This is a genomic window from Nocardiopsis sp. iso_238, from assembly GCF_056173325.1.
In genome coordinates, this window is record NZ_CM149668.1 from 1,143,046 (window position 1) to 1,158,980 (window position 15,935).

The 15,935-nt window shown below is 69.7% G+C and carries 15 protein-coding genes; 11 read left to right on the forward strand and 4 right to left on the reverse strand.

Annotated features, from left to right (window positions below):
- Positions 1–85: 85 nt before the first annotated feature.
- The 7 genes from AC0VYL_RS05140 (at position 86) to AC0VYL_RS05170 (ending at position 6,362) form a co-directional block, all read left to right on the forward strand.
- A complete protein-coding gene (locus AC0VYL_RS05140) occupies positions 86–823 on the forward strand; it encodes a GntR family transcriptional regulator (RefSeq protein WP_017542475.1) in 738 nt (245 codons plus the stop codon).
- A gap of 47 nt (positions 824–870) precedes the next feature.
- Positions 871–2,343, forward strand: coding sequence for a PTS transporter subunit EIIC (locus AC0VYL_RS05145; RefSeq protein WP_475482465.1), 1,473 nt, complete (start codon positions 871–873; stop codon positions 2,341–2,343).
- A 120-nt stretch (positions 2,344–2,463) separates the two neighbouring features.
- Complete coding sequence (locus tag AC0VYL_RS05150) at positions 2,464–2,700, forward strand: PTS sugar transporter subunit IIB (RefSeq protein ID WP_475459753.1); 237 nt, start codon at positions 2,464–2,466, stop codon at positions 2,698–2,700.
- A 93-nt stretch (positions 2,701–2,793) separates the two neighbouring features.
- On the forward strand, positions 2,794–3,282 hold the full coding sequence (locus AC0VYL_RS05155; RefSeq protein WP_475459756.1) for a PTS sugar transporter subunit IIA: 489 nt from the start codon (positions 2,794–2,796) through the stop codon (positions 3,280–3,282).
- A gap of 103 nt (positions 3,283–3,385) precedes the next feature.
- Positions 3,386–5,059 (forward strand): glycoside hydrolase family 3 protein, encoded by a 1,674-nt coding sequence (locus AC0VYL_RS05160; RefSeq protein WP_475482466.1) that lies wholly within the window; start codon positions 3,386–3,388, stop codon positions 5,057–5,059.
- A gap of 132 nt (positions 5,060–5,191) precedes the next feature.
- Positions 5,192–5,848, forward strand: a complete 657-nt coding sequence (locus AC0VYL_RS05165; protein ID WP_475459760.1) for an HAD family hydrolase — start codon at positions 5,192–5,194, stop codon at positions 5,846–5,848.
- 55 nt (positions 5,849–5,903) lie between these two features.
- Positions 5,904–6,362: a DUF6912 family protein gene (locus AC0VYL_RS05170; protein ID WP_475482467.1), complete on the forward strand. Its 459-nt coding sequence runs from the start codon at positions 5,904–5,906 to the stop codon at positions 6,360–6,362.
- Here the strand turns inward: AC0VYL_RS05170 and AC0VYL_RS05175 are convergent.
- From AC0VYL_RS05175 to AC0VYL_RS05185, 3 genes are all read right to left on the reverse strand, one after another.
- Positions 6,335–6,484, reverse strand: a complete 150-nt coding sequence (locus AC0VYL_RS05175) for a hypothetical protein (RefSeq protein WP_475482468.1) — start codon at positions 6,482–6,484, stop codon at positions 6,335–6,337. The two genes, AC0VYL_RS05170 and AC0VYL_RS05175, sit on opposite strands and share 28 nt — an antisense overlap.
- Positions 6,481–7,569, reverse strand: coding sequence for a methyltransferase domain-containing protein (locus tag AC0VYL_RS05180; protein ID WP_475482469.1), 1,089 nt, complete (start codon positions 7,567–7,569; stop codon positions 6,481–6,483). The genes AC0VYL_RS05175 and AC0VYL_RS05180 overlap by 4 nt, the downstream gene beginning before the upstream one ends.
- Positions 7,570–7,676: 107 nt before the next feature.
- Positions 7,677–7,994 carry a hypothetical protein gene (locus AC0VYL_RS05185; RefSeq protein WP_475482470.1) on the reverse strand — a complete coding sequence of 106 codons (318 nt, stop codon included), beginning with the start codon at positions 7,992–7,994 and terminating at the stop codon, positions 7,677–7,679.
- A gap of 66 nt (positions 7,995–8,060) precedes the next feature.
- On the opposite strand from AC0VYL_RS05185, the gene AC0VYL_RS05190 reads away from it, so the two are divergent.
- Together AC0VYL_RS05190 and AC0VYL_RS05195 are read left to right on the forward strand one after the other, a co-directional pair.
- Positions 8,061–9,026 carry a helix-turn-helix domain-containing protein gene (locus tag AC0VYL_RS05190; RefSeq protein ID WP_475459770.1) on the forward strand — a complete coding sequence of 322 codons (966 nt, stop codon included), beginning with the start codon at positions 8,061–8,063 and terminating at the stop codon, positions 9,024–9,026.
- Positions 9,027–9,028: 2 nt separating this feature from the next.
- Positions 9,029–9,343: a DUF397 domain-containing protein gene (locus AC0VYL_RS05195; RefSeq protein ID WP_475482471.1), complete on the forward strand. Its 315-nt coding sequence runs from the start codon at positions 9,029–9,031 to the stop codon at positions 9,341–9,343.
- Positions 9,344–9,492: 149 nt separating this feature from the next.
- Here AC0VYL_RS05195 and AC0VYL_RS05200 read toward each other — a convergent pair whose 3' ends face one another.
- Complete coding sequence (locus tag AC0VYL_RS05200; RefSeq protein ID WP_475482472.1) at positions 9,493–9,768, reverse strand: hypothetical protein; 276 nt, start codon at positions 9,766–9,768, stop codon at positions 9,493–9,495.
- Between the two features lie 127 nt (positions 9,769–9,895).
- Between AC0VYL_RS05200 and AC0VYL_RS05205 the strand changes: the two genes are divergently transcribed.
- On the forward strand, positions 9,896–10,642 hold the full coding sequence (locus AC0VYL_RS05205; RefSeq protein ID WP_475482473.1) for an HAD family hydrolase: 747 nt from the start codon (positions 9,896–9,898) through the stop codon (positions 10,640–10,642).
- Between the two features lie 361 nt (positions 10,643–11,003).
- A complete protein-coding gene (locus tag AC0VYL_RS05210) occupies positions 11,004–15,884 on the forward strand; it encodes an NAD-glutamate dehydrogenase (protein ID WP_475482474.1) in 4,881 nt (1,626 codons plus the stop codon).
- Positions 15,885–15,935: the final 51 nt, after the last annotated feature.

Genomic DNA, 15,935 nt, shown 5'->3' on the forward strand with positions numbered 1-15,935 from the left:
CCACGAGTCCGGGCGGATGCCGCGCTAAGGTCGAACGCCGACCACCGGACCACCCGACCCGCCGACCGAGAAGGCCACCCGCTCCATGCCGATCGACGCCAGCAACCCCCTGCCGAAGTACGTCCAACTCCGCGATCTGCTCCTGGACTGGATCACCGCGGCCGGGCTGGGCGTGGACGACATGGTCCCCTCCGAGCGCGAGCTGAGCTCCACCTACGGTCTCTCCCGCATGACCGTGCGCCAGACCATCGACCTCCTCGTCGCTGAGGGCCGCCTCTACCGGGTCCCCGGCAAGGGCACCTTCGTGGCCCGGCCGAAGATCGAGATGTCCCTGGTCCTGGCCTCCTTCAGCGAGGACATGCGGGCCCGGGGCTTCGAGCCGGGAGCACGGGAGCTGATCCGCCAGGTCATCCCGGCCAGCGGCCACACCGCGCGCATGCTCGACATCGCCCCCGGCACCCTCGTGCACCACATCGAGCGCATGCGGACCGCCGACGACGAGCCCATGGCGGTCGAGCGCTCCAACATCCCGGCGGCCATGGTGCCCGGCCTGGAGGACCACGATCTGGCCGAACGATCCCTCTATGAGGTCCTGGAAAACGAGTTCGACATCCTGTTGGATTCCGGTGAGCAGACCATCGAGGCCGGGATCTGCGACTCGGCCGACTCCCGTCTCCTTGGCCTACCCGCAGGAAGCCCGGTGCTGATCATGCAGCGCCGCAGCTTCGCCAAGGGACAGTGCGTGGAACTCGCCCTGTCCACCTACCGTGCCGACCGCTACCAGCTGCACTCCCGCCTGGACCCGCGGAGGCACGGAGACTGACGTCTCGCGCGCCAGGGGCGCGCGTCCGAAAGGGAGGACCCCCCACCATGTCGGACCCAACCCCAGCGAAGAACGCCCCCGCCGAACCCGGAGACCCCCCGCGCAAGCGCGGTTCGGCCGCGCTGGCCGTGCTCCAGCGGCTCGGCCGCAGCCTGATGATGCCCATCGCGGTCCTGCCCGCCGCCGCGATCCTGCTCCGCCTCGGCCAGGACGACCTGCTCGGAGCGGACGGCCTGGCCGGGATCGACGGGATGGGCTGGATGCAGCCGGTCTCCGGTGCCGTGGGCACCGCCGGTGAGGCGATCTTCGAGGCCCTGCCGCTGCTGTTCGCGATCGGCGTGGCGATCGGCTTCGCCCGACGCGCGGACGGCTCCACCGCCCTGGCGGCCGTGGTCGGCTACCTCGTGTTCGACCGTGTGGCCACCTGGACGATGGTCACCTTCGACGGCCCCGCCGGCGACATCGGGTCCCGGCTGGTCACCTATCCGCTGGCGACCGATCCGGTGACCCGGGAACCGGTCGCGGATCCGGAGGCGGTCAACGCCGTCCTCCCGGTGATCAACCACGCCGTCAAGAACCCCACCGACGTGCTCGGCGGGATCGTGGTGGGCCTGGTGGCCGCCGTGCTGTGGCAGCGCTACCACCGGATCAAGCTGCCCACCTGGCTCGGCTTCTTCGGCGGCCGCCGCTTCGTCCCCATCGTCACCGCACTGGCCGGTCTGGGCTTGGGCGTCGTGCTGGGCCTGGTCTGGCCGATCGTCGGCATGTGGATCCAGAACCTGGGCGAGGCCCTGATCGGCGCGGGCGCCCTCGGCGCCGGGGTGTACGGCGTCATCAACCGCGTCCTGTTGCCGCTGGGCCTGCACCACGTGGTGAACTCGTTCGTCTGGTTCGTCTCGGGCACCTACACCGACGACGGCGGCGTGGTCTCGCACGGGGAGATCACCCGCTACTTCGCGGGGGACCCGGAGGCGGGCACCCTGCTGTCCGGCTTCTTCCCGGTGCTGATGTTCGGTCTCCCGGGAGCGGCGCTCGCCATGTGGCTGACGGCCTCCAAGGCCCGGCGCGCGCAGATCGGCTCGATCATGATCCCGGCGGCGCTGACCGCGTTCGTCACGGGCATCACCGAGCCGGTGGAGTTCGCCTTCATCTTCGTGGCGCCGGTGCTCTTCGCGGTGCACATCGTGCTCACCGGGGTCTCGCTGGCCGTGATGAACCTGCTCGACGTCCAACTGGGCTTCGGTTTCTCGGCGGGGCTGATCGACCTGCTGCTGAACGCGACGAAGAGCAACACCGAGGGACTGGGTGTGCTGTTGCTGTTCGGGGCGTTCTACTTCCTGGTCTACTTCGGAATCTTCTACCTGCTGATCAGCAGGTTCAACTTCCCCACGCCCGGACGGGAGCCCGACCCCGACGAGCCCGAGGCCGCACCGCACACGGCTCCGGCGAGGGCGGACGGTACGACCGAACCCGGGTCGGACGCCCCGAGCGGGGGCGGCGATCCGGGCCGCTCCGGCTGAGCCCGGCGCCTCCGGCGACGATCGACCACCGCGCCGACCCTGGCGTGTGAGGCACGCCACCTCTAAGCTCGGCTCAGACCCCCCCGGGTCACGTGATCCCGGGTAGAGCACGGAGGGCACATGTCGGACAAGGCAACGGCGATCGTCGCCGGTTTGGGCGGCGCCGCCAACATCGAGGACATCGAGGCCTGCATCACTCGGCTGCGCACCGAGGTCAGCGACCCCGCTCTGGTCCGGGAGGCCGACCTTCGGGCGGCGGGCGCGCACGGCGTCCTGGTCTCGGGCAACGTCGTCCAGGTCGTGGTCGGCCCGGAGGCGGACTCCCTCACGGACGACATCCAGGACCTGCTGGACTAGCCCGTCGGAGCGGGATCCGGAAAGTCAGGCCTTTGTACCCTTCTGGCCGCCCCTTATCCGGGTTAAGTCCCGCTCCCAGGGAAGACCTCCCTCATGTCAGACCTGAACGGTGCGCTGCGCGTACTCTCGCCCGTCGCCGGAACCGCCCTGTCCCTGGACACGGTGCCCGATCCGGTGTTCTCCCAGAGCATGGTCGGCCCCGGTGTGGCCGTCCACCCCGAACCGGGACAGGAGGGCGGCCAGGAGTCCGAACACGAGGCGGTCGCCCCGATCGCCGGGACCCTGGTCAAGCTCCACCCTCACGCCTACGTGGTCATGGCCGCCGACAACAGACGCGGTGTCCTCGTCCACCTGGGCATCGACACCGTGCAGCTCGCCGGGGAGGGGTTCACCCTCCTGGCCGAGGAGGGCACGGAGGTGGCGGCGGGCACACCGGTGATCCGCTGGTCGCCCGGCGCGGTCGCCGCCGCCGGGCGGCCCTCGGTGGTGCCGGTGGTGGCCCTGGACGCCCAGCCGGGCGCCCTCTCGGAGCTGGCCGGGGGAGCGGTCGAGCTGGGAGAGGACCTGTTCGTCTGGGAGTGACCCTCCGCGTTCCGCCCCCGCCACGGCGGGGTGCGTCCTGCCCGCTCCGGGGAGCGGGTAGTCTCCGGCCGCAACCAGCGATCCGGCGGAGATGAAGTCCCTTATGAGATCGTCCGTTCCACGCGCCCTGGCCCCGGCCTGCGTGGCCCTCGCCCTGATCACCACAGCCTGCACCACACCCGAGGAGGTGGACACCTCGCCCGAGAACGACGACCCCAGCGCCGAGGCCACGGCCGAGCCCTTCGAGCCGGTCCTGGCCCCACAGCTGCTCGCCGAGATGGACCTGGACGACAAGATCGGCCAGCTCCTGGTCCTGACCGCGCAGGGCACCACGGCCGCCGACAACGCCGCCCAGATCGAGGCGCACCGGCCCGGCGGCGTCATCTACTTCGACGCCAACCTGAACGACGCCGAGCAGATCGCACAGATGTCGGCGGGCATGCAGGACCAGGCCGCCGAAGTGGGGCAGGGCGTCCCCCTGTTCGTCAGCATCGACCAGGAACAGGGCCTCGTGGTGCGTATGCCCGTGGGCACCCTGTTCCCCGACGCCATGGCGGTCGGCGCCACCCGTGACACCGACCTCGCCGCCCTGCGGGCGTCGACCACGGCGGACGAACTCCTCGCGGTCGGCGTCAACATGAACTACGCGCCCGACGCCGACGTCAACACCGACCCCAACAACCCGGTCATCGGCATCCGCTCCTTCGGCTCCGACCCGGAACTGGTGTCCGAGATGGTGCTGGCCGAGTCCGACGCCTACTCCGAGCACGGCGTCGTGCCGGTCATCAAGCACTTCCCCGGACACGGCGACACCGACGTCGACAGCCACACGGGCCTGCCTGTGATCGACCTGCCCCGTGACCGCTGGGAGGCCGAGCACCTGCCGCCGTTCCGGGCGGCCGTGGACGCGGGCGTGGACGCCATCATGACCGCGCACGTGCTCATGCCGCAGCTGGACCCGGGCGAGGACCCGGCCACCCTGTCGCCGGTCATCATCGACGAGATCCTGCGCGGCGAGCTCGGCTACGACGGGGTGGTCACCACCGACGCCCTCAACATGGAGGGCGTGCGCCAGACCCACGCCGACGGTGAGGTCGCCGTGCGCGTGGTGGAGGCCGGGGTGGACCAGCTCCTCATGCCGCCGGACCCGGGCGCCGCCGTGGCGGCGATCCGGGAGGCGGTCGAGAGCGGCCGACTCACCGAGGAGCGCATCGACCAGTCGGTGCTGCGCATCCTCACGCTCAAGGAGAAGCGCGGCGTCCTGGAGCGCGAGTCCGCCGACCCGGCCGAGGCCGACGCGGCCATGGAGAACACCGAGCACGCCGAGGCCGCCCAGCGGGTGGCCGACGCCTCGGTCACCGTGGTCCGCAACGAGGCCGACCTGCTGCCGCTGGACGCGGGCACCCGCGTGCGTGTCCAGGGGGAGGGCGCCGACCGGATCGCCCCGGCCCTGACCGACGCCGGACTGGAGGTCGTGGACGGCGGCGAGGACGTGCTCGTGGTCGGCACCCGGAACGCGCGGAGCTCCGAGGAGCAGCGCGGCATGGTGGCCGCGGGGCGCTCCCAGGGCACCCCCGTGGTCGTGGTCGCCCAGGGCGGCCCCTACGACCTGGAGGCCTTCCCGGACGTCGACGCCTACCTGGCCCTGTACTCGGCGGTGGAGGTCTCCCGGGTGGCTGCCGCCCGGGTGATCGCCGGAGAGGTCGCCCCCTCGGGAACCCTGCCGGTGGACATCCCCGGCGCCGACGTGACCGCAGGTACCGGGCTCGGCTACTGACGCCGCCGGGTCGCCACCGGGTGAGACGCGGTTGAACCGGACGGGGAACGGGAAGAACCGTTCCCCGTCCGGCTCGGCTCCGCGCGAGGCCGGGCGGTGGTCCCCACGGCGATCACCGAAGGAGGCGAGCGGATGAACGGCACCCGACGAGGGGTCATCTCCGACTGGGGCGGTGTGCTCACCCCACCCCTGCCCGAGGGAATCCGGGCCTGGCTCAGGTCCGACCGGATCGACATCGACCACTACCACGAGGTCATGCGTCCGTACTTCGACAACAGCGTGCCGGACAACCCCGTGCACGCCCTGGAACGCGGCGAGATCGAGACCCACCTGTTCGAGCGCGACCTCGCCGCCCTGCTGCGCTCCACCCACGGCGCCCCGGTACGGGCGCAGGGCCTGATCGAGCGCATGTTCGCCCACTTCGACCCGGTCGACGCCATGTACGACACCCTGCGTTCGGCCCGGGGGAGCGGGCACGGGACCGCGCTGCTGTCCAACTCCTGGGGCAACGGCTATCCGCGCGACCACTTCGCGTCCACCTTCGACACGGTGGTGATCTCCGGCGAGGTGGGTATGCGCAAGCCCGAGGAGCGCATCTACCTGCACACCTGCGAGCAGCTGGGCCTGGAGCCCGAGGACTGCGTGTTCATCGACGACCTGGCGCACAACATCGAGACCGCCGAGTCCCTGGGGATGACCGGCATCCTGCACACGGACGTGGAGAGCACCCGCCGGGCGCTGTCCCGCTTCCTGGCCCCCGAGGACGACCACCAGCGGCAGCCGGTCTGACCCCGTCGGGTTCTTTGGGAAACTCGTAGGGACCCGATCCCGCCTGGAGAGCCCCATGTACGTCTTCCTGCCCAGTACCGTCCCCGCGCTCGCGGCCCTGCTCGACCGGGGTCGACTGGAGGGGGAGGCCCTCCCGACCTTCACCGCCGACGCCGGGCCCGACGGGGACCCCGAGGAGGCCGAGTACGACGCCATGTACGCGGCGGCCGAGGCCTCCCTGCGCATGCTGTCCGAGGACCCCGGGGCGCCCCGCCGCCGCGTGGTCCTCGCCGCCGAGATGCCCGACGCCGCCGTGGAGCGGGGCGGACGCCACGCCGAAGGGGTCGTCCGGGTCACCGTCCGGGGCGGCGTGCCCTACAAGAAGCTCCGGTCCGCGCACCTGGACGACACCGACGCGGCCGCCGACATCGCCGAGGCCGCGGCCGACCCGGCCTCCGAAGCCGCCGAGGACCACGAGCTCATGTGGTTCGCGGTCCAGGAGATCCGCTACCTGGTCGAGGAGTCCCAGACGTAGCAGTACGCGGGCACCCCGGGGGATCCGTCGAAGGCGTGCGTGATCGCGCCCGGACGCTCCCAGCCCAGGCGTTCGTACAGGCGCGCGGCGGCCCGGCCCTTGGCGTCCCCGGGAGCGCTCACCAAACGCTGTGTTCCCAGGGGCCGAGGGCACCTGCTCGGATCGTGTGCGTTCTGCGGTCGGGGGAGACCTCCAGGGTGAACTCCGCCAGCTCGGGCCAGCCCGCCGCGTCGAGTTCGACGTAGGCCTCTCCCAGTTCCTTGCCGAGGTCGCGGGGACCGGCCCCCGTGGTGGTGCCGTCCGGCCACAGGTGCACCCAGGAATCGGCCGTGCTCAGCGCGATGACCGGGGCGGAGTCACCGTCCCAGGGGCGTCTTCCCTCCTCGATACGCAGACCTGGGGTGGCCAGGGTCAGGCGGGTGAGCAGGCCACGGTCGACCAGCTCTCGGGAGCCGACAGGGAAGCCACCCACCTGTTCCATCTCCTGGGCGGTCCCCGCGAAGGTGTCTCGGGGGAGCCTCTGAGTGCGGTCGCGCATGATCGAGGCATCGCACAGGAAGTCGCCCTGGAGGGTGTGGGACAGGGCGACAACCGGGGTGGGGCCGTCGTAGTCGTAGGGCGCCCAGGGGAGGACGGCCACGCCCGGAGAGGCGAGGGAGGCGGTCCACGACTCGGGTACGTGCCTGACCGCGCAGGTGGCGATGACCGAGTCGTAGGCGTCCGCATCGGGAGCGGTGGTTCCGGTGATGACCCGCACTCCGGTTCCCGAGAGCCGCGACCGGGCGTGTGCGGCGACGTCGGGGTCGATTTCCAACGAGGTCACGTGCCCGGTGGGTCCGACCAGGGAGGCGAGGATCGCGGCGTTCCAGCCGGTCCCGGTACCGATCTCCAGCACCCGCATTCCGGGTTCCACCCTGGCCGCCGCGATCATGTCCGCCATGAGCTGCGGTGCCAAGGAGGAGGAAGTGGCGATGTTGGACGAGCCACTGCCCCCGTCATTGGCCTGGATGACCACGGCGTCATCGTCGTAGACGTACGCCGCCCACCGCGCGAGGTCGGCGGTTCGGTAGAGCGGTAGGCCCCGAGCGCTGGGCCAGACCAGGTCCGGGATGAACCGGTGTCGGGGGTGGTCGGTGAAGGCGGCACGGATCGTGTTGGTGGTGTCCAACCGGTCGACCAGCCGCGTGTGAAGGTTGTCCAGGTTCACGCCGTACCGCTTTCCTTGAGGCACTGTTGCCATGGATGATGTCCGGCCGTGCGGATGGGCGGCGCCGCGTGACGAATGCGGCGCCGCCCAACGGCACGGAGGGGGCTCTAGCGGACGAGGTAGCTCACCCGCCTCGTCTCGATGACACTCGCCCCTTCGGGAAGCCCGCCCTCGTCGTCGCCCTCCAGGAGGACGCGCATCCAGATGTCGCTGTCCTTTCGGTAGGGGTTCAGCCGGTCGAGCTGTTCCCAGAAGCTGTGCCCGATCGCGACGCAGGAGCAGGCACAGGTTTGGGTGTTGTAGCTCGGGGTCAGCGGCGAGATCCGCCCCGCCAGCGGGATCCCGTCCTCATCGGGCTCACCGCCCCGGATGATCTGGATGACCTCGGTGTACAGCTCGACATCAGGCACAAAGGTTGACGCCATGGAGTCAGCTCCCTACGTAGAGGAGGCAACACCCGGTATGGGTGTCCCACTGGCTCCAGTATGCTTGTGTTCAGACACAATCTCAAGGTGTTCATTGTGTTTGATCTAAAAAACCTGCCGGGAGTGTTCACCACTACGATTCAGACCCAAAGGTTCGGTCTGGAAGGGGTTTCCGTGACTGGTGGACACTCGCCTGGCGTACGGCGCCGTCGCCTGTCGGCCGCACTCAAACGGCTGCGGGCGAACAGCGGCATGTCCGCCGCTCAGGTGACGGCAGAGCTGGGATGGTCCTCTGCCACCAAGTTGACGCGTGCTGAGCGCAACGAGTGGAAGTATCCGAAGCGCTCCGAGGTGGAAGCCCTGCTCGATCTCTACGGGGTGGAGGGAGACGACCGGGCGCACCTTCTCAGTCTGACTGAGGAGGCTCGCGGACGCAGCGATTGGCACAAGTACGCTGACCTCTTCCCGGGGGCTCTGCCTGACCTGGAGGCCGAAGCGGTCCGAATTCGAACGTACGAGGTGGTAGTGGTGCCGGGACTGCTACAGACACCGGAATACGCCTCGGCTGTGTCTCAGGCGAGTCAGATAGTTCCGCCAGACCAGCTTGAGCGCAAGGTGGAATCTCGGATGGCGCGACGATCTGTGCTGGACGCACCTGATGGACCGCGCCTGACCGCTGTCATCGATGAGGCTGCCCTACGCAAAGTAGTTGGGTCTCACGTAGTGATGGCGGAACAGTTGCGCTTCCTCGCAGGTATGGCTGCGCATTACAGGGTGACCGTGCTTGCCCTGCCTGATGAGATTGGGGCCCACCCTGCAATCGATGGGGCCTTCGCCTTGTACGATTTTCCAAGGCCGGAGCCGGGAATCGTATCCATCACGACCGGTGTGGAGACGCTGTACGTCGAAGATGGAGACTACTTCGACCGACACGCGCTGATTTTCGATGCCGTCCAAAACCTGGCGCTGGACCCTCAGGGTTCTCTCGACCTGATTGAATCCATCGCCGCCGAGCACGACAAGCGAGCCTGATCATGTTGCTGGAGTTCCGCAAGTCCTCCTACTCATCCGCCCAGGAGAACTGTGTCGAGGTCGCGCCCATCCTCACCTTCCGCAAGTCCTCCTACTCCACTGGTCATGAGAACTGCGTCGAGGTGGCCCAGGTCGCTCCGACCTTCCGCAAGTCCTCCTACTCCACCTCCCAGGAAAACTGCGTCGAGGTCGCGGACCTGCCCACCGGCGCGGCCATCCGTGACTCCAAGAACCCCGATCACGGCTTCCTGCCGATCGGGGCCGCCGAGTGGGCCGCCTTCGCGCAGTTGATCGCCGCACGTCCCTCGCACGTCTGAGGTTCCCGTGTCAGCGTCCCGGTCCTGACCCGGGCTGGGACGCCGTCGCGTGTGCTTCGCGCGTCACTCCTGGCCTGGGACGGGGCTCCTTGCCCGGATGCCTGCCGGATCACGAACGGTGGCCTCGCCTCTGCGGGGCGGCGTTGGGTTCAGCCGCCGCCGTCGCCTCCTCCGTCACCGCCGTCGCCGTTGCTGCCCGTGCCGCCCCCGCCACCACCACCGCTCCCGCCGTCGGAGTCCCAGTCCAGCCACGCGTTGAGGGCGGCGAACGCCAGCACCGTCCCCGAGACGAGGAGCACCAGGGGCCCGAGCGCGGCACCGTCGCCGTCCAAGACCCGGTGCAGGAGTCCCATCCCGAAGTAGAGCACCAGGAACATTCCGCCGATCAGGGCCGCCGTCAGGGCGAGCACGCCTTTGCCGTCCACGGGGCCTCCAGGGGGCGCGGGGACCATCACGGTACGCCTCGGTGAGGGCCCTGAGCGGAGAGTGGCCCCATCCGGCCAGCAGCCGGGTTCGGGCTCCGTTTCCTCCCTGAATCGCCCATCCGGCACAATGGTGGCGTCCCCGAACCCCGACGCCGAGGAGTCAGCCATCAGCCGCCTGGTGCTATGGAACATCGACCTCACCCTCCTCGACGTGGGACAGGTCATGCGGGCCGCCTACGCCGAGGCCTTCGAGAAGGTCACCGGCGAGCCGCTGGTCTACCTGACCTCCGCTTCGGGGCGCACGGACTCCGAGATGTTCTTCGAGTTCTGCGCCCGCAACTACGTCGAGCTCGAACCCGACTCCGAGGTCCTGGGCGACTTCCTCGCCGCGCTGGAGGCCTCCTTCGCGGCCCGCCACGAACAGCTCCTGGCCAAGGGGCGGGTCATGCCCGGTGCCGCCGCCTCCCTGGCGGCCGTGGCCGCGCTGCCGGACACCGTGCAGACCGTGGTGAGCGGCAGCACCCGGGCCAACGCCACCGCCAAGCTGGTGGCCTTCGGCCTGGACACCCACCTCAACCTCGGGGTGGGCGGGTTCGGCTCCGTCAACTACCCCAAGTCCAGCCTGATCCAGTCCATCAGGCTGCACGCCTCCGGTGAGGGCGGCCGGGCCTACTCCGAGGACGAGACGGTGTTCGTCACCGGCTCCGCCCCGGACGTGCGCGCGGCGATGATCGGCGGGGCGATCCCCGTCGCGGTGCTCAACGGATCCACGACCGAGGGCCAGCTCCGGGAGGCCGGAGCGCAGATCGTGCTCCCGGACCTGAGCGACCCCAGGGCCGTGATGAGCGCCGTCCACCAGGCCACGACGCGGTGACCGCACCGGGCACGCGGGTGCTCCGGTGTCCGCCGCAATCCAGGTCTTACAGTGCGTAATCGTGCTGTAACGGTGTTGGTCCTGTTCTCCTGCGCGAAAAGCAGTAGCCTGGGGTCCGTCCCCACTTCGTGGGGGCAGAGGCCGGGACAATGACGTCCCGACCTCGTTTGACGCCACCTGTGCGCACAGGTACCAATCCAACCAACGCCCTCGTGGGATCCTTGCGGCCCAAGGACCTCACGAGAATTCACATGACAGCCACAGAAGTTCACAGGTCGCCTGACGAGTCACACACGTCACATGACCGGGTGTCCTCTACTGCGCTCGTGCGACGTTGCTCACAAAGGAGTGAGAGATCCCTATGTCCGGGCAATCCGACGTCATCCTCCAGAAGCTGCTCAAGGACGCGGCCTCCCGGTGGAGTCCGGGGGACCGACTGAGCCCCGAGGCCGCCGACGCGGTCCGCGCCTTCCTTCCCCTCTACTACCGCCACACGGACCCGGAGGAGATCAGCGGGCGCAGCCCCGAGCAGATCTGCGGGACCGCCGAGGCCCACCAGGCCTTCGGAGCCGAGCGGGCGCCGGGCCGGGCCAAGGTCCGCGTCTACACGCCGACCCTCGAACACGACGGCTGGGAACAGCAGACCAGCATCGTCGAGATCGTCACGGACAACGCGCCCTTCCTCGTCTCCTCCGTGACCATGGCCCTCAGCGACCTGGGCGCCGGGGTGCGGCTAATCATCCACCCGCAGATGACCGTGGGACGTGACCTGTCCGGCCGCCTGGTGGAGATCGACCCGGAGATCGGCGGCGACGGCCTGCTGCCCATCGACGAGTCGTGGATGCACATCGAGATCGACCGGCAGAGCGACCCCGGGCGCGTCAAGGAGATCACCACCCGGCTGGAGCGCGTCCTCAACGACGTTCGCTACGCCGACGAGGACTCCGCCAAGATGAGCGACCGGGTCATCCGGATCGCCGACGAGCTCTCCGCCTACCCGGACCGCCTGGTGGCCGGTGGCGTCGACCCCCGCGAGATCGGGGAGAGCGTCGACTTCCTGCGCTGGATCGCCTCGCGCCACTTCACCTTCATGGGCTACCGCGAGTACGCCCTCGTGACCGACGAGAACGGCGACGACTCGCTGCGCCCCGAGCCCGGCAGCGGCCTCGGCATCCTGCGCATGGACCCGTCCGCCTCCACCCGGTTCTCGGCGCTGCCCCCGGAGATCCGCGGCAAGGCCCGCGAGCCCTACCTGCTGGTGCTCACCAAGGCCAACTCCCGCGCCACCGTCTACCGGCCCAAGTACCTGGACTACGTCAGCGTCAAGAAGTTCGACGCCCAGGGCAACATCGTCGGGGAGCGCCGCTTCCTCGGCCTGTTCTCGTCCCAGGCCAACACCAGCAGCATCGCCCAGATCCCGATCCTGCGCCGCAAACAGGCCGAGGTCCTGGCCCTGGCCGGGTTCGAGGCCGACAGCTACGACGGCAAGGACCTGATCGAACTCCTGGAGACCTTCCCGCGCGAGGAACTCCTCCAGATCCCCGTGGGCGAGCTCTACAGCATCGTGCGCGGCGTGCTCCGGCTGCGCGACCGCCGCGGCACCAAGCTGTTCATGCGCCGCGACCCGTACGGCGGCCGCTACATGTCCTGCTTCGTGTACATGCCGCGCGACGAGTACAGCACCCAGGTGCGCCTCGACATCCAGAAGGTCCTGGCCGACGCCTTCCACGGCGCCACCATGGACCACAACGTGATGATCGGCGCCGCCCCGCTGGCCCGCCTCTACCTGGTGGCCCGCGCGCAGAGCGGCCAGACCCTCGCGGACATCGACCAGGTCGCGCTGGAGGAGAAGGTCCGCCAGGCGGCCCGCTCCTGGGACGCCGACTTCGACGACGCGCTCGTCGACGAGTTCGGCCCCACCCGCGCCACCACGCTCAAGGAGCGCTACGGCCCCGGGCTCACCGAGGCCTACAAGATCGACAACGACCCCACGGTCGCCGCCAGGGACATCTTCCGCATCGAGGAGCTGCTCCAGCGCACCTCCTCCGAGGACCGCGAGGGCGAGTTCTCGGCCAGCCTCTACCAGCCCGAGGGGGCCGCCCCCGGGACCTGGCGCTTCCGCCTGGCCCGGATCGGACAGCCCATCTCGCTCTCCCAGGTCCTGCCGGTCCTGGAGCACCTGGGCGTGGAGGTCGTGGACGAGCTGCCCTACGACATCACCGTCGGCGGGGTGGGCCGGGTCTGGATCTACGACTTCGGCCTGGGCCCGCTGGAGGCCTCCGAGCTCTCCCCGAGCCGCCTGAAGGCCCTCTTCGAGGACGCCTTCGACGCCTCCTGGCGCGACCTCGGTGAGTCCGACCGGTTCAACGCCCTGGTCGTGCGCGCCGGACTCGACTGGCGCCAGCTCACCGTGCTGCGCGCCTACGCCAAGTACCTGCGCCAGACCGGATCGACCTTCACCCCCGACTACCTGGCCGACGTCCTCGTCGCCAACGTCGGGATCGCCAACCTGCTGGTGGAGCTCTTCGAGGCCCGCTTCGACCCCGACCAGGCCGACGAGGGACGCGCCGAGCGCGGCGACGTGATCGTCGGCAAGATCGAGGGCGAGCTGGACGGCGTGGCCAGCCTGGACCACGACCGCATCCTGCGCTCGTTCCTGGCGGTCATCCAGGCCACCCTGCGCACCAACCACTACCAGGGCGGCTCCGAGGGGCGCCCCTACCTGGTGCTCAAGCTCAACCCGCAGGAGATCCCGGACCTGCCCAACCCGCGGCCCCGGTTCGAGATGTACGTGTACTCGCCGCGCGTCGAGGGCGTCCACCTGCGCTTCGGCTCCGTCGCCCGGGGCGGCCTGCGCTGGTCGGACCGGTTCGAGGACTTCCGCACGGAGATCCTCGGCCTGGTCAAGGCGCAGATGGTGAAGAACTCCGTCATCGTGCCGAGCGGCGCCAAGGGCGGGTTCGTCTGCAAGCGCCTGCCCGCCGGGGGCGGCCGTGAGGAGGTCATGGCCGAGGTCGTGTCCTGCTACAAGCAGTTCATCAGCGGCCTGCTGGACGTCACCGACAACCTCGTCGACGGCCGGGTCGTGCACCCGGAGCGCACCGTCCTGCACGACGGCGACGACTCCTACCTGGTGGTCGCCGCCGACAAGGGCACCGCGACCTTCTCCGACACCGCCAACGCGATCTCCAACGAACGCGGCTTCTGGCTGGGCGACGCCTTCGCCAGCGGCGGCTCCGTGGGCTACGACCACAAGGCCATGGGCATCACCGCCCGGGGCGCGTGGGAGTCGGTGAAGTACAACTTCCGCGAGATGGGCGTCAACGTCCAGGAGGAGCCCTTCACCGTCGTCGGCATCGGTGACATGTCCGGTGACGTGTTCGGCAACGGCATGCTGCTGTCCCGCAAGATCAAACTGGTGGCCGCCTTCGACCACCGGCACGTGTTCCTCGACCCCGACCCGGACCCGGCCGCGTCGTGGGCCGAGCGCGAGCGCGTGTTCCGCCTGCCGCGCAGCACCTGGGAGAGCTACGACCCGTCGCTGATCTCCGAGGGCGGCGGCGTGTACCCGCGCACCGCCAAGTCCGTCCCGATCACCCCGCAGGTCCGCGAGGTTCTGGGGATCGACGAGGGCGTCTCGGCGCTCACCCCGGACGAGCTCATCCGGTGCGTGCTCACCTCGCCGGTGGACCTGCTGTGGAACGGCGGGATCGGCACCTACGTCAAGGCCAGCGGCCAGACCCACGCGGACGCGGGCGACAAGGCCAACGACCAGGTGCGCGTGGACGCCACCGAGCTGCGCGTGAAGGTGGTCGGTGAGGGCGGAAACCTGGGCCTGACCCAGCCCGCCCGTATCGAGTTCGCCCGCGAGGGCGGCCGGGTCAACAGTGACTTCATCGACAACTCCGCCGGTGTGGACACCTCCGACCACGAGGTCAACATCAAGATCATGCTGGACCGCGAGGTGCGGTCCGGCGAGATGGCCAAGGCCGACCGCGACCAGCTGTTCATCGACATGACCGACGAGGTCGCGTCGCTGGTCCTGGACAACAACTACTCCCAGAACGCCGTCCTGGCCGCCGCGCGCAAGCAGACCCACGAGATGCTGCACGTCCACGGCCGCTACATGCGTCACCTGGAGCGGACCAGGGTCCTCAAGCGCAAGCAGGAGGACCTGCCCTCCGACAAGGCGATCGCGGAGCGGCGGGCCCAGGGCAAGGGGCTGACCGGCCCCGAGTTCGCCACGCTGCTCTCCTACACCAAGATCAGCCTCAAGGAGCAGATCGGGCTGTCCGACCTGGCCGACGACCCGTACCTGGCGTCGACCCTGACGGACTACTTCCCGACCCCGCTGCGGCTGGACCGCTTCGCGGCCGGTGTGCAGTCGCACCCGCTGCGCCGGGAGATCATCGTCAACCAGGTGACCAACCAGATGGTCAACCGGTCGGGGACGACCTTCGCGTTCCGCCTCAACGAGGAGCTGGGCTCCAGCGCGGCGGACATCGCCCGCGCCTACCTGGTCACGCAGGAGATCCTGGGCCTGCGCCAGTACTGGGGCGAGATCGAGGAGCTGGACCACCAGATCTCGGTCGACAGCCAGCTGGTGCTGCTGCTGGAGATTCGCAAGCTGGCCGAGCGCTCCGCCCGGTGGCTGCTGCGCAACCGGACCTTCCCGTTCGACCTCGCCAGCGAGATCGGCTTCTTCGCGGAGGGCGTGGGCGAGGTGCTGCCGCAGCTCCGGGAGCTGCTGCGCGGACGCGACCTGGAGGCCTTCGAGGAGCGCCGCGACCGGTACGTCTCGCTGGGCGTGCCCTCGGACCTCGCGGAGCGCGTCGCCGTGATGGTCCCGGCCTACTCCACTCTGGACCTGGTGGAGATCGCGCACCGCACGGGCCAGCCGGCCGGGCGGGTCGCCAGCCTCTACTTCGAGCTGGCCGACCGGTTCAACATCAGCTGGTGGCGCGAGCGGATCATCGACCTGCCCCGGGACGACCGCTGGGGCACGATGGCCCGTTCGGCGCTGCGCGACGACCTGTACTCGGCGCACGCGGACCTCACCAGCCGCGTGCTGGAGGCGGGCGGCGAGGGCTCCAACGAGGAGCTGATCGCCCAGTGGTCCGAGCAGAACGAGGCCTCGGTGCAGCGCGCCGGGATCACGCTCTCGGAGATCCAGGAGAACGAGCGCTTCGACCTCGCCACCCTCTCGGTGGCCCTGCGGTCGATCCGCTCGCTGGTCGACTAGCCGACTGAGCACCTGAGGGGCGTCCGGACCACCGGGCGCCCCTTCGGCGTG